General features: G+C 56.5%; 8 protein-coding genes and 2 pseudogenes. 6 read left to right on the forward strand and 4 right to left on the reverse strand.

Annotated features, from left to right (window positions below):
* On the reverse strand, positions 1-248 hold a 248-nt coding region (locus B3F77_RS02445; RefSeq protein WP_293603419.1), incomplete at its 3' end, for a CopG family ribbon-helix-helix protein.
* Between the two features lie 1,209 nt (positions 249-1,457).
* On the opposite strand from B3F77_RS02445, the pseudogene B3F77_RS02450 reads away from it, so the two are divergent.
* A pseudogene (locus B3F77_RS02450) lies at positions 1,458-2,667 on the forward strand (IS3 family transposase).
* A 258-nt stretch (positions 2,668-2,925) separates the two neighbouring features.
* Here the strand turns inward: B3F77_RS02450 and B3F77_RS02455 are convergent.
* Together B3F77_RS02455 and B3F77_RS02460 are read right to left on the reverse strand one after the other, a co-directional pair.
* Positions 2,926-3,897 carry a ParB/RepB/Spo0J family partition protein gene (locus B3F77_RS02455; protein WP_293603420.1) on the reverse strand — a complete coding sequence of 324 codons (972 nt, stop codon included), beginning with the start codon at positions 3,895-3,897 and terminating at the stop codon, positions 2,926-2,928.
* The gene (locus tag B3F77_RS02460; RefSeq protein ID WP_293603421.1) at positions 3,887-5,077 is read right to left on the reverse strand and encodes an AAA family ATPase; all 1,191 of its coding nucleotides are present in this window, start codon (positions 5,075-5,077) and stop codon (positions 3,887-3,889) included. The genes B3F77_RS02455 and B3F77_RS02460 overlap by 11 nt, the downstream gene beginning before the upstream one ends.
* A gap of 455 nt (positions 5,078-5,532) precedes the next feature.
* Between B3F77_RS02460 and B3F77_RS02465 the strand changes: the two genes are divergently transcribed.
* Both B3F77_RS02465 and B3F77_RS02470 read left to right on the forward strand, forming a co-directional pair.
* Positions 5,533-6,939 carry a replication initiation protein gene (locus B3F77_RS02465; RefSeq protein ID WP_293603422.1) on the forward strand — a complete coding sequence of 469 codons (1,407 nt, stop codon included), beginning with the start codon at positions 5,533-5,535 and terminating at the stop codon, positions 6,937-6,939.
* A 301-nt stretch (positions 6,940-7,240) separates the two neighbouring features.
* A complete protein-coding gene (locus tag B3F77_RS02470; protein WP_293603423.1) occupies positions 7,241-8,164 on the forward strand; it encodes a Fic family protein in 924 nt (307 codons plus the stop codon).
* Positions 8,165-8,460: 296 nt separating this feature from the next.
* On the opposite strand, the pseudogene B3F77_RS02475 reads toward B3F77_RS02470, so the two are convergent.
* Positions 8,461-8,679, reverse strand: a pseudogene (locus B3F77_RS02475) (IS5/IS1182 family transposase); the annotation flags it as partial.
* A 276-nt stretch (positions 8,680-8,955) separates the two neighbouring features.
* On the opposite strand from B3F77_RS02475, the gene B3F77_RS02480 reads away from it, so the two are divergent.
* The 3 genes from B3F77_RS02480 to B3F77_RS02490 all read left to right on the forward strand — a co-directional run bounded on the left by B3F77_RS02480 (position 8,956) and on the right by B3F77_RS02490 (position 13,039).
* A complete protein-coding gene (locus B3F77_RS02480) occupies positions 8,956-9,816 on the forward strand; it encodes a DMT family transporter (protein WP_293603424.1) in 861 nt (286 codons plus the stop codon).
* A 556-nt stretch (positions 9,817-10,372) separates the two neighbouring features.
* A complete protein-coding gene (locus B3F77_RS02485) occupies positions 10,373-11,386 on the forward strand; it encodes a Bug family tripartite tricarboxylate transporter substrate binding protein (RefSeq protein WP_293603425.1) in 1,014 nt (337 codons plus the stop codon).
* 48 nt (positions 11,387-11,434) lie between these two features.
* Positions 11,435-13,039 (forward strand): gamma-glutamyltransferase family protein, encoded by a 1,605-nt coding sequence (locus B3F77_RS02490; protein ID WP_293603426.1) that lies wholly within the window; start codon positions 11,435-11,437, stop codon positions 13,037-13,039.
* Positions 13,040-13,290: the final 251 nt, after the last annotated feature.

The raw sequence follows: 13,290 nt of genomic DNA on the forward strand, positions 1-13,290 counted from the left end.
CTGGCAAGCCATGTCTGCACCTCGGTGTCCGTCGCGTGCAAGCCCGTCTCCTGATATTCCTGCCACGCCTTGAGGGTGTCCTGGCGGAAGGCGTCGCGCTTTTCTTCCGTGTCAACGTATTGGCTGATGGCTTCGCGCATCACCCAATGCGCACTGCGCTGGCGTGCTTGCGCGAGGTGTTCAACACGGGCCCGGATGCCAGGGTCGAGCTTGACGGATACGGCTTTAGCAGTGGCAGTGGTTGGCATGCGCTGTCTCCATTAGTATCGAAAGGTGTTACCTTAGCACAAGCAATGTAATTGCACCAGGCATGAAATCCGATTGGCCTCATGCCAAGACCTCCAAAGTCTTGCGGGCAACGACCTTTTGACCCCCAGCATCAGCGCCCATCCGGCGCCGGCGTTTTGCCTAGTGCATTCGAGCAAAGGCTTGTGCGAGCAATCGCCCTGGCCTGGCCAAACGAGTCGCTCGCAGGGGCTCCATGCAGGAGCACTTATATGAAAGACCTGGGAACGTTTTTATGCAAATGAACGGCCACGATTCAAAACAAGTGTTTTAGAACATTTTATATTCTGTCATGATTATAAGGATAATCATGACGCACCGTAGAACGGTTTAATTGGGATTTACCAGAATTCAATGGGATTTACAGCCGTTTGGCAGGGCTTGACGGACGCGCCTAGGGCTGCAACGGCGCTGACGCTTGTCAGACATTGACGCCAGGGGTCCTTGCTTGCCGCCCGGCACCAGGTTCAGAGCCCCCCGCTTTACTGAGCGTGCGCCCTTGCGCGCGCTGGTCGCTCAAAGACTCTATGGCGCAGCGCGACCTTGAGGGCAGAGCTGACAGGGGAAGCGCCTGGACAATGGCATCGTCCAGCCCTACCCCAATGACCGCCAGACCGATCGGAGTCATAAGCCTTGTTATCACAGGTGCGTTTTGACAAAATTCAAGTTACTCAATTAAGCGGCCTGCAAAGTGCAGTTTGATCTGGTGCTGGCCGCTTTGGTGGAACCAGAGTAAAAAGTCGGGGGCGCAGAGCAACGCGCCGATGGCGCGGAAGACTGTCAGGCTGGAGAAACAAAACCCTTACCCGAAAAAACTTCAGTCTCGCCGCGGCCGCGGAATCCTCGGTCACCCATGGGTATCAGACGATCTATGAACACGTGCGAAACTGGATATCAAGGTCAGTCTCCGGGTCCTCCCTGCCCTCCTTATTTCGATGGCACATTCGCACCCGGGAGAAAAAGTGTTCAAGTTGAACACTTTGATGTTGCTGCTCAGCGCCCTGCCCTCCTGGCGACCGTGTTCAATTTGAACACGGTGACGTTTTCGGTGCTCGCCCGGCCTTCCAATGAGCACCCGAAACTGGCTGGAGCTTCCACGCACTGGCTGCGCCACACCTTCGGAACCCGGGCAAGGTAGCTGATGGTCAAATTCAGACATTGGAGATTACGAAATGAGCAAACGCAAAGACGGTCAGAGCCGGGGCAAATACACGCTGGAATTCAAGCTGGAAGCGGTGCGCCTAGTCAAGGGTGGGTAGGCGGTGCCTATGACAGCCAAGATATTGGGTGTGCCAGTGCAGACACTGGGCAACTGGGTTCGACTCAGTGGTAAAGGCCAACTCAAGGGAGCCGGCGACAAGCCGGTGAGTCCTGAACAAATGGAGTTGGCCCGTCTGCGTGCCGAATTATCCAGAGTAAAGATGGAGCGCGACATCTTAAAAAAAGCCACGGCGTACTTCGCGCGGGAATCGCTGTGAAATACGCCTGGATTGCCAAGCACAAGACCCAATGGCCGGTCACACTGACCTGCGAGGTACTGGAGGTCAGCGCCAGTGGCTACTTTGAACACTGGCGCCGTAAAGATACCTCCAAGCCCAGCAAGCCAGGGGTGCACAAACGCATCAGCGACGAAGCGCTGTTGGTACACATCAAGGCGATACACGCCGAAGTCAAGCAAGAATACGGCTGGCCAAAAATGTGGAAAGAGCTGGTGGCCCGAGGCATTCGTGTGGGCAAAGAGCGTGTCAGAAAACTGATGCAACGCCACGGCATCAAGGCCAGAGGCAAGAGGAAATTTGTTGTCACCACCGACAGCAAACATAACCTGCCCATTGCGCCGAACCTGCTGGAGCGCAACTTCACGCCCGAGGCGCCCAACCAGGTGTGGACCAGTGACATCACCTACATCGCCACTGATGAAGGCTGGCTGTATCTGACAGGCGTGATTGACCTATTCAGCCGCCAAGTGGTGGGCTGGAGCATGAGGGATCACATGCAGGCCAACGCCGTGACTGATGCGCTGCGAATGCGTGGTTCAGGCGCCGTCCGCCACCTGGGTTGATCTTTCACTCAGACCGTGGCAGCCAGTATTGCAGCCATGAGTTTCAAAGCGAGCTCAAAGGCTTTGAGATGAAATCATCCATGAGCCGCAAGGGCAATTGCTGGGACAACGCACCCACTGAAAGCCTGTGGGGTCGATTGAAGGTCGGAAGGCTGTACGGCAGAAGATTTGCTACCCGGCGCCAGGCCATGGACGAAGTGATTGACTGGTTAACTTTCTACAACCACAAGAGATTGCACTCGACGTTGGGCTATGTCAGCCCGATGACGTTTGAGCAACGCTGGACAGCGGCCCAGCAGCAAGACAGGAAGTCCGCATAATGGTGGCTTAAGGAGTACGGAAAACAGGGGCAAGATCATGAGCACGTGTGCGGCTGGATCTCAACAGTAATTCTTATCCATGGTGGCCGCGCCGGTTAGGTTGCCACCACAACAATGTCGCTAGCCTCCTGGACTGATCGAAGTTCACTTCCGTCCCATCCTCGCCCCCTGCCCTTCAACGAACACACCCTTTCAATAGACATAAAAGTAGGGGGGTGGAACCGTTCCACCCCCCTACTTTTATGAGACGTTATCTGATTAGGAAAGCAGCGCCTTGATGGCTTTTTCTACTTCGCTGAATCGTCTTGGATCGATGTTGGCCAAGCTGACGACGGCTGAACGCTTTGCAGCATCGAGCTTTATCTCACCGGTTTGACCGTCTTTCCCCTTAACCAAAACCTTCTTCGCGGCAGGGGGTGGAACGGTTCCACCCCCTGCTAAAAGTTGAGTCAGAACTTGCGATGAGCTGAGCTTGTTCTGATCTGAGCGCAGTTCCTTGGCTCGCGAAATAATTAAGTCCGGATCCTTTTGAATGGCCTGGGTCAACAAGGTTGCCCACCTGTACTGGAGATCCAAAGGGTTTGGGAAAGCTGCAATTACATCCGCTGGCAACCTGGCCAGAGCCAATGCTTTACCCAACTGGCTAAGGTCAATGGATGCCGTCTCAGCCAGTCTTCGGGCCGACGGAAAGAGCCCTTCATCCAGAGCCTTCGCGTAAGTCATGCCGGCCTCCCATGGGCTCAGTGCCGCGCGCGCCCTGTTCTCTCTGTCCATCTGGCAGAAGAGTTCGGTATCGCCCAGGTCCTCAATCATCGCAAGTACACCGAGTCCAAGTTCCAAGCAGGCTCTGTGGCGCCGATGACCGAACACCAACTCATATTCGCCAGGAACAGATTTAGATGGGCGTACCTTGATTGGCTGAACGTTTCCGCCGGCCATCTCGATTTCCTCCTTGAGACTATCGAACACCTCACCAGAATAAGATAGTTCGTTTCTATTTGCCCACCTGCTGGGTTTGATCTTTACGGGATCAATCTTGCGAGTTGCGCTGGCTCCGTCAAACTCGGACAACTTTTGCTTGAGCTCGACGTTTTCGGCTGTTACCTTTTCATCACGGAACAGTGCATCGGCATGCATCCCGATAGCGGTCTTGGAACCCTGTCCCCGGCTTCCTGACGACAACCCAATTTGGCTGAGATCAATCTTTGCTGCCTTGTCTTTAAGCGCCATGTTGCTCTCCAATTTGACGGTTCCATGCGGTCAGGATTTGCTCTTCAACCAACTCGACTACGCGTTCGTAAGCATCGAACGCGCGCCGGTAGGTTCTGGCATTGATGGTTGCCGGATCCGTGTCATAGACGGTTCCGAACTCAGCGCTCGCGCTGGCAGTCAGGGATGTTTTTGGAATCTCCACCGGTAGGACCATATTCCCGTAGCCGGCGGTAATCCACTCACGCACAACACTGGAGGACGCGTCGTTTGCGTCCACCCTGGCCAGTAGAACGTCCACGAAGTCGAAGCTCTTTGTCTTGCCTCGGTTAGTAACCAGGTTGGCTGTGAGATCGTTGAACAGGTTCCAGAACTGCCCACTAGACGTGAAATCCAACGTACTCGGCGGCAGGGGCATGATGAGGCCGTCAGCAGCGAGGAGGGCATTGACGGTCAGGTAAGAGAGGGAAGGGGAGGTATCTAGGATGATCACGTCATATTTAGTCCGTGCAGTGTCAATACCGTTGTTCAGCACGTTCCAGAATTCAAATGACCCTTCAGATTTTTGCCGAGATGGCAAGGCGAATTCAGCCGAGTAGAGAGCAAGGTTGGCAGGTACGATATCGATGCCAGACCAGTAGGTAGGCGTGATGGCGTAGTCAATTGAAACCTCCGTGCCGTAGCAAAGACTCAGAATCGTTTGCTCATCGGCAACATCAACGTCAGGCAACAATCCAAACAGGGTTGTCATCGAGCCTTGAGGGTCCGTGTCGATCACAAGTACCTTGTGACCACGAAGGCTCAAGCCCTGTGCAAGTGTCACTGCAGTAGTCGTTTTGGTTACTCCACCTTTGAAATTCGCCACAGCAATTGTGATTGCTTCAGCATTCTCAGGGCGCATGAATCTGCTTCGCGTAGATTGGGCCCAGGCGCGAGTGTCTTCAAGAGTGAACTTACGGCGATGTCCTGTTTCCATTTGCCCCAATGGCAAATCCCCCTTCTTGACCCGATAATCCATCTGAGCTTTTTCCAGACCACAGATAGTTGCCACCTGATTGGTACTGAAAGTTGGGGGCCTCTTTCTGGCGTCTGGAGCGAGCATAGTGCCACGCACACTCTCTATGACGGCTCCAACTCTGTTGGAAGCGGCAATCAGATCCTCTAGTGTTACGCGTGTAACCGGCTTTTTTTTGATTGACATGTACGTTTTCCTGCTAGACGCAATAAATAGCGTGTTACGCCAATTGTGCGTCCTTTGAGCAATTTTTGGAAGCCTGGGCAAACGGTTTTTACTAGTTATCCACAATCTCGCGCTTTCTCTATTTAAAGGCCTTTAGAAGGTTTAATACTTTTAACCTGAATTTCTTCAATGAATTCAACTAGTTAAGTCATTTTGCGTGAGTTAAACCACGGGATGTGTGAGAAAGACGATGGGAACTGTGAGAGCAAATAAGGGAAGTGTGAGTAAAGTCACCACGAATCTTGAATCATGCATTCAAATGCGATTCGCGAGGTTATGTTGTCGAAAATTGCAGTAAGAACGAAGAAAACTTCGTGACTCAGAGTCTTCAATGGCATTGCGAAGCTCAAACTGTGAGAGAAACCATGGGCTTAGTTGGCTGGATCTAGCCCAACTGTGAGAGAAACCAAGGATCTATGTATGACGAAGGTGGACAGGCGACTGGATGGTTGCTAGTTCGTTTGCGTGAAATTGTTGTTCTCACACATAATGTGGTCATGAGCAGCACCGAAATCCTCGGCCCAGACAGAATCGACAAGCCAGTGTCGGCCTTGGCCATGGTTCCCAAGACCGGTACGATTACCCGAGTTGGGCGGCAGGCCTATACGCTTATGATGTTCGTGGCCAGGGAGCAGGGCACTGAGGACGGTGAGACCGGGATGTTTGGCGCTCCCTTGAATTCAGTGATCCGCGGCTATGACGGCTCAACCGGCTCAGTCAAAGAACTGAAGAAGCACCTTCTGTCCATGGTGAGTCATGTTGTTGAGTGGCAGTCACCGTCGCCGGCCGAAACGGAAGAGTGGGGCGCTTGTGGCCTTCTGTCACAGGTCAATCTCAAAAAGAAAAATGGTCAGAACTGGCTCTACTGGGCATATCCACCAGCCCTTCGACAGGAAATGCTTTATCCGCTGCGATACGCACAGATCAAAAGGTCTACGATTGCACAGTTTCGGTCGCATGCGGGATTGGCGCTCTATGAGATTTGCGCGCGCTACAAGGACAACCCATCACACCGAACCAGCAAACAGCACTGGCACTGGTGGTTGCCTGTTCTCACCGGAAAACCAATTCCAAAAGAGATCAAGACCGAGTTCCGCTTCTTCAATAGAGACACCATCAAACCGGCAATAGAAGAGGTCAACGAAGTGAGTGAGCTCACCGTGACCGTTCACGAGTTCAGAGTTGGGCGCTCCATTGAGTTCGTTCAGTTTGAAGTGCACCTCAAGCAAGAAGCTTCTGTCAAGGACGCTAGAGCGATTGACCTCAGTAAAGTTGCACGCGCAATCCAACTTGGAATCGATGCCGAGATTGCAGAAGACCATTTCATCCGCCATGGGGAGCTGGCCTTCGCCAAAGCAATTGAGCGCTTGGAGGCCCGCCTGGCCATGCAAGGTACACCTATTCTTTCAAGACATGCATACCTGAAGGCACTACTGACAGGGAGAGTCATCGACAAGCCGGCACCAGAAGAGTATCAACCAGAGGTGATCGAAAAGGTTGTGACGAAGAAGGAAAATCCTGCCGTGCAGGCTCAAGCTAACCTGCGCGAGCGCGAGGTGGAAAAGCTCACCACCGTTCGAATGGAACTGGAGAAGCTTGATGCGCGTGCAATGGAACAGTTGATGATTGAACTCAAAGAGAACTTCGTCGAGCGCCAGATGTCACCAGCAGTGATGAAACGCCTGGACGAAGGCAAATGGGAGTCAGCCCTAATCATGGGAGAGTTGGCACGCTTCTATTGGAAACGTACACGCGGAACGGAGTGGAGTAGTGCAGATGCGCTACCAAAGGTAGAGCGTGTTGAGCAGGCCGGTTTGTTTTGATGAACGAGATACTCAAAACGGACGCGATCCGGTTTTGTCGTAGCAAGCAATCATCGACAGGGTAGGGCGGTGACGAATTGAGACTCGGAGAATGGTGCGTATGTGCCTCGTGTCTCAATGATTCCGTCGCCCAACTTTCAGACTCGTCTTGCCAATGGGTGAAAAAAATGCAGAAGGCTGGCAAGGTCCATTCGCTTTATTGAAGTTTCACGGTCGCCCGGATCATCAAAAACGGCAGCGGCCTTTAGCCGCACCCCAAAGTCGCCGCAGACCCGAGAGAGCCAAGCTGGAAGAAGTGCCTTTGGATTACCTTTATCTCTCGGAGACACGCTCGACCTACAACATCGAGGACGAGATTCCGGACAATAACCGGGCCGCGAAATTCCGACGCCTGCTGGAGCAAGCCGGTGAGCCTGGCTCGCTCACGGAAGAACAACTGTGCCAATGGCAGTCCCAGATTGTCAGCCCACTGTCGGCCGAGTATGAGTTTCGCTCCAGTCAGAACTGGCTCTCCCGCTCAGGCCGGCTGCGCAACATCGCTGACTTTATCCCCCCGCCGGCCGAGCAAGTGCGGCCCATGATGACCGCAGTCTCGACTCTGGCCTCGGGGGCATCAAACGGTCAGCTCGACCCCGTGCTCGCAGCGGCCTGCGCCTCGTTCGGCATTGTCTACGTCCACCCTTTCCTAGACGGAAAGGGCCGGCTGCACCGCTTCTTGCTGCACCATATCCTGCGACAGGCAGGATTCACGCCGGCCGGCGTGGTGCTGCCCCTGTCGGCCCGCATGCTCAAGCAGCTGGACCGCTACTCAAAGCTGCTCAAGAGCTATTCGCGCCCTCGTACCGATCTGCTGGAGTACATGCTCGACAGCGACAATGCAACTATCCTGGTGAAGTCGGCTCAGCCCTTGTGGTTGTATGCGTACTTCGACGCCACCGACGCCTGCGAATTCATCTTGGAGTGTTGCAAGTCTTGCATCGAGGAAGACCTGCTGACGGAAGTGGCGTACCTGCGTGCGCACGACGCGACAGTCAAGGATCTTGAGACGTGGCTGGACATGCGCCAGTCGGCACTGAACACCCTCATCGACGTCATCGTTCAGGGCAACGGAACCTTGTCCAAGTCCAAGCGCAAGTTGGTGGAGGGCTTCACGGATGTCGAGATTGAACGCATCGGAGCAACCGTGAGTGAGCACTTTGCTGCCTACATCGACAGCCGCGCTTGAAGGCTACCCAGAAGTAGACGTTTCGAGAGACATCTTGTGAAAAGTAGACTAATACCAGTCCAGATAGACGTCGCTGAGTGAAGCCTGGCCCAGGGTAGACATTTGTACACGCCCAGCCAAAGGGACTGAAAAGCCTTCCTCGTCGAGAGAAGCTACACTTCGAGTGCGCTGGAGGTGCTGTGGGTCTCGTTCTCGGGGTTGCGAGACAGCCGGTTCCGGCCAGGTGCAACCTCGAGCTAGTTTTCGGGTTTTGTCGCGTTAGCCGCAGATGGACGTGATTCTGACGGTGACGAATGCCAGTCCTGGATGAAGTGGACGCGCAGCATGCGTTCCAGACCAATGGGTGGACGTCCGTTGCCCGCTTTTGGGTAGTGGGGCTCGACGAGTTCACACAGCTCAGCCCATGGCACGATGGCTTGCCTGGTCTTGAGAAACTCGTCGCGCCGCGTAGGCTTGCGGTAATGCTCGTGTCCTGAGCCTTGACCGGCGGCCATTGCCAAGGTTTGTTGTTTCATCGTCATGTAATGTCTCACCCTCGGGTGGCGTGGACCTTAATCAGCATTGCCTTAACTGCCTTAACTGGTTAGATATTTCACCAGCACCGTATTGTCTCCAGTATTTTTGTTCGGCACCCATATCGGTATTCAGATGTGAGGAATCACTGCTTTCAAGGCACACACCCAAGCATTCCCGAATGTTTGATGTGGCCGAGGATTGATGGCAGCTGCTAAAGTGTCTGGGTGACTCGTCAACACTCTGCGCACCACAGCAACCTGAGAAGCATTAGCCTCATGTTGGTGGCCGTGAGCTTCTTTGCGTTCATGGACACGGTCTTGAAAGTACTATCCACCCGCTACCCTGCGTTGCAGGTCGCAGCGCTGCGTGGTTGGGTTGCTCTTCCGCTGGTCCTGCTGTGGATACAGTGGCGGCATGCTTGGCATACTCTTTTGCACATTCGCTGGCCGCTGCACTTGCTGCGCGGCGTTTTGGCCATCGCAATGTTGTCATTGTTCACGCGCGGGCTGCAAGGACTGCCGCTGGCCAATGCTTACACACTATTCTTTATCGCACCACTGCTGATTACGCTGCTGTCGTCACGCGTTTTGGGGGAGCGGGTGCCACGCGCGCACTGGTGGGCTGTGGCTGGCGGCATGCTTGGTGTTCTGGTGGCGCTACGTCCCGGGATGGACGGGTTTGTGAGTTGGGCTGGACTGGCGGTGTTGAGTTCTGCGGCTTGCTATGCCATCTCTGCTGTGGTGGGACGCGTCAGCATTCGTACCGACTCCAGCGAAAGCCTGATGCTCTGGATCATGGTCATGGTAGCCGTTGGTGGCAGTATGCTGGCCGCGCCCCAGTGGGTCGCTGTCCGCTCGCAGGATGCCTGGCTGCTTGCTGTACTTGCCGTGGCCGGGTTTGGAGGGCAACTGGCCATCACTGAAGCCTTTCGTCATGGCCAGGCATCTGCCGTCGCCCCCTTTGAATACACTGCTTTGGCCTGGGGTCTAGGCTTGGACTGGTTGATATGGAAAACCACGCCAGACCAACTTACATTGCTGGGCGGCGCCATCATCATGACCAGTGGGCTGTACGTGGTCCGACATGAAAAGGCGCAAGTCGTTCCAAATCCCCTTCGCAGTGAAATTAGTGAATAGGTGTTGCGCCCAGCCGCCTTGTCGCGCTCGGCTTCGCGCGCCTGCAGGATCGCCGCCATCCGGTTGAAGGCACTGGTAAGTCCGGCGAGCTCATTTTGCGCACGGGCGGGGCCATCCGACTGGACGGCGCCACCGCCGCCTGCCAGTGCGTTAACCTGCTTCAGGAGCCGGCGGGTGGGCTCAACAATGGTGCGGTTAGCGACCCATAGGGCCCCCGCGACGCCAATGGCCACAAACACGGCGAGCAATGCAAGCGAGATCGCCATGTACGAGAACTTGCTGGGCAATGCCTGGAAAGCTCCAAAAAATTTGCACGACATCAGACAGCCACGCGCCGCAATTCGATTCTCTTTCATCATTCGGGGTCAGGCAATACTCCGGCGTGATACTTTGCGTGATGTGAATGAACTGCCCTGCGGCAGGCCGCAGAGTATCCGGGAGCCGGACCTCCAGGACGCACCGCCCCAAGGGGCGGGGAATCTACCCGGCCGGATTGAATTTCCTATCCATCCTATCCCTATAATTCAACACCTTTTCACCCATCCGAAAGTCAAGCATGATCTGTCAAACTCCTGGATCAGCGCATCCGTCATTGCGGCCCGTTACACAACGGGTTTTGGCCGGGCTGGTCATCGGCGCGGCGACGCTGCTCGGCAGCGTTGCCCATGCGGCCTACCCCGACCGTCCGATTCAGCTTGTCCTGTCATTTCCGCCCGCTGGTGCGACGGACATTCTGGCCCGTGCCGTCGGGCAAAAAATGTCCGAATCCCTGGGGCAAACCATCGTGGTTGAAAACCGTCCCGGCGCGGGTGGCAACATCGGCCTGGCTTATGCCGCCAAGGCGGCCCCGGATGGCTACACGATTTACATGGCAGCCGTGACCAACGCAGCCATCGCGGCCGCAGCCTACTCGGCTCAGTCCGCGCACTTGATCAAGGACTTTGTGCCCGTTGCCGGCGTGGCCACCGTCCCGCACATGCTGGTCATACCCTCCTCGCTGCCGGTGCAGAACGTACGCCAATTGATCAGCTACTTCAAGGCCGCTCCGGGCAAGTACAACTTCGCGTCGCAAGGAGCGGGCACGCTGTCGCATCTCGAGTCTGAGGTGTTCAAGGCCGCCACGGGTGTGGACCTCGTGCATGTCCCGTACAAAGGCAGCTCGCAGGCCCTGCCCGATTTGTTGGCCGGCAGGTCCAGCATGATGTTTGACAGCATTCCAGCCTCCATGCCGCACGTCAAATCCGGCAAGCTGCGGGTGCTGGCCGTGGCCTCGGGCAAGCGCGTGGGCATGCTGCCCAATGTGCCAACCGTGGACGAGAGCGGCGTCAAGGGCTTTGAGGCCAACAACCTGTTCGGAATCGAAGCTCCCAAGGGCACACCGGCAGCCGTCATTGCCACACTGTCCAAAGCCATTCAGACCGCCTTGAACTCGCCTGAGCTGAAACAGCGCATGGAAGCACAGGGCGTAGAGCTGAAATTCACACCGGCTGACGAATTCGGCCGCATGGTCGACAAGGAGTTCCGTACCTGGGGCAAAGCCGTCGAGATGGCCAAGGTCAAGCTCGACTGATTTTTTCCTTTCACCACGCCCTCTATTCTTTTAAAGAAACCTGCGTTCATGTCATCTGATTCATCTGCCTTCTGGAATTTCCCCTACACCTCCCAACGCATGCCCCTGCTGGCGCGCAACGTGGTCAGCACCTCCCAGCCCCTGGCCTCCGCTGCGGGTCTGTTGATGTTTGCGCGTGGCGGCAACGCAGTCGATGCCGCGCTGGCCACCGCCATCACACTCACGGTGGTGGAGCCTTGTATGAACGGCATTGGTGGCGACGCCTTCGCGATCATCTGGGACGGCAAGCGCATGCATGGCCTCAATGCCTCCGGACGGGCGCCCCGCAAATGGACGCCAGAGTATTTTTCGAAGTACGAATCCATGCCACTGCGCGGCTGGGACTCGGTCACGGTGCCCGGCACGGTCTCCGCATGGCGTGCGCTGTCGGATCGCTTTGGCACCGTGCCCTTTGCCGAGCTGTTTGAACCGGCGCTGCGTTATGCCCGTGCCGGTTACCTGGTGTCCCCCACGGTGCACCGGCAGTGGCAGGCCCAAGTGGCAGAACTGTTGCCCCAGCCGGGCTACCGCGAAGCCTTCGCACCCAGAGGCCGTGCGCCCTTGCCAGGCGAGCATTTCATCTGCCCCGGTCAGGCCCATACCCTGGAACGCATTGCCGCCACCAAGGGCGATGACTTCTACCACGGCGATCTGGCCAAGGCCATCGCTGACCATGCGCGCAACACCGGTGGGCTGATTGATGAAGCTGATCTGGCGGCCCACCAGGCCGATTGGGTCGAGCCGATCTCGATGCGCTACCGCGATGTCACGCTGCATGAAATCGGCCCCAGCGGCCAGGGCATTGGGGCACTCATGGCGCTGGGCATGTTGGCGCATTTCGACCTGAAGTCGGCCGGTCTGGACTCGGCACTGTCGCAGCACTTGCAAATCGAAGCCATGAAACTGGCGTTTGCCGACATGCAGGAATTCGTAGCCGACCCCGATGCGATGCGCACGGTCACCGCCTCCGATCTGCTGAACAGCAGCTATCTGGCCTCACGCGCCAAACTGATCGATCCGAACCGTGCCGCACCGGCGCGCGCCGGCTCGCCGCACAACGGCGGCACGGTCTATCTGACGGCCGCCGACCAGAACGGCATGATGATCTCGTTCATCCAGTCCAACTTCAAGGGCTTTGGCTCCGGCGTGGTCGTGCCCGATACCGGCATTGCCCTGCAAAACCGCGGCTGGGGCTTCAGCCTCAAGCCCGGGCACCCCAATCAGGTGGCGCCGGGCAAGCGGCCGTTCCACACCATCATCCCGGGCTTTCTCACACAAGGCGGCGCACCGCTGATGAGCTTCGGCGTCATGGGCGGATCGATGCAGGCGCAGGGCCATCTGCAGGTCACCGCCCGCATCGCCGATCACGGGCAAAACCCGCAGGCCGCCAGCGACGCCCCACGCTGGCGCGTGATGGACGACAACAGCACGGTGGCGGTGGAATGGAACTTCCCGAAAGAGGCGGTTGACGGCCTGATTGCACGTGGCCATCGGGTCCGGGTGGCACAGCGTTTCGACACCGAGTTCGGCTGCGCCCAGATGGCCATGAAAACCGAGCACGGCTACATCGCCGCATCGGATCACCGCAAAGACGGCTACCCCGTCGGCCTATGATGCGATAAATTTTCAATCCGGCCGGGTCGATTCCCAGCCCCTTGGGGCGGTGCGTCCTGGAGGTCCGGCTCCCGGATACTCTGCGGCTTGCCGCGGGGCAGTTCATTGTCCTTTCGACCTGCCAGATGGCGCAGTTTTTTAAAAGGCTGCAACCAGCGCCGGGGCAGACTGAGTCACCTGTGGTCCGCAAGGTTCTGTCGCGATAAGAATATCCGACCATCTGCGCCGTGCATGATTTCCGAAAAGGTTTG

This window comes from Polaromonas sp. UBA4122, from assembly GCA_002381615.1.
GTDB lineage: Bacteria > Pseudomonadota > Gammaproteobacteria > Burkholderiales > Burkholderiaceae_C > Polaromonas.

What these genes read in the sequence shown, in the direction of transcription:
- B3F77_RS02455 (WP_293603420.1), bottom strand. Translation starts at nt 3,897, where the DNA reads ATGGCGCTTAAAGACAAGGCAGCAAAGATTGATCTCAGCCAAATTGGG.
- B3F77_RS02460 (WP_293603421.1), bottom strand. Translation starts at nt 5,077, where the DNA reads ATGTCAATCAAAAAAAAGCCGGTTACACGCGTAACACTAGAGGATCTG.
- B3F77_RS02465 (WP_293603422.1), top strand. Translation starts at nt 5,533, where the DNA reads ATGTATGACGAAGGTGGACAGGCGACTGGATGGTTGCTAGTTCGTTTG.
- B3F77_RS02480 (WP_293603424.1), top strand. Translation starts at nt 8,956, where the DNA reads ATGTTGGTGGCCGTGAGCTTCTTTGCGTTCATGGACACGGTCTTGAAA.
- B3F77_RS02485 (WP_293603425.1), top strand. Translation starts at nt 10,373, where the DNA reads ATGATCTGTCAAACTCCTGGATCAGCGCATCCGTCATTGCGGCCCGTT.
- B3F77_RS02490 (WP_293603426.1), top strand. Translation starts at nt 11,435, where the DNA reads ATGTCATCTGATTCATCTGCCTTCTGGAATTTCCCCTACACCTCCCAA.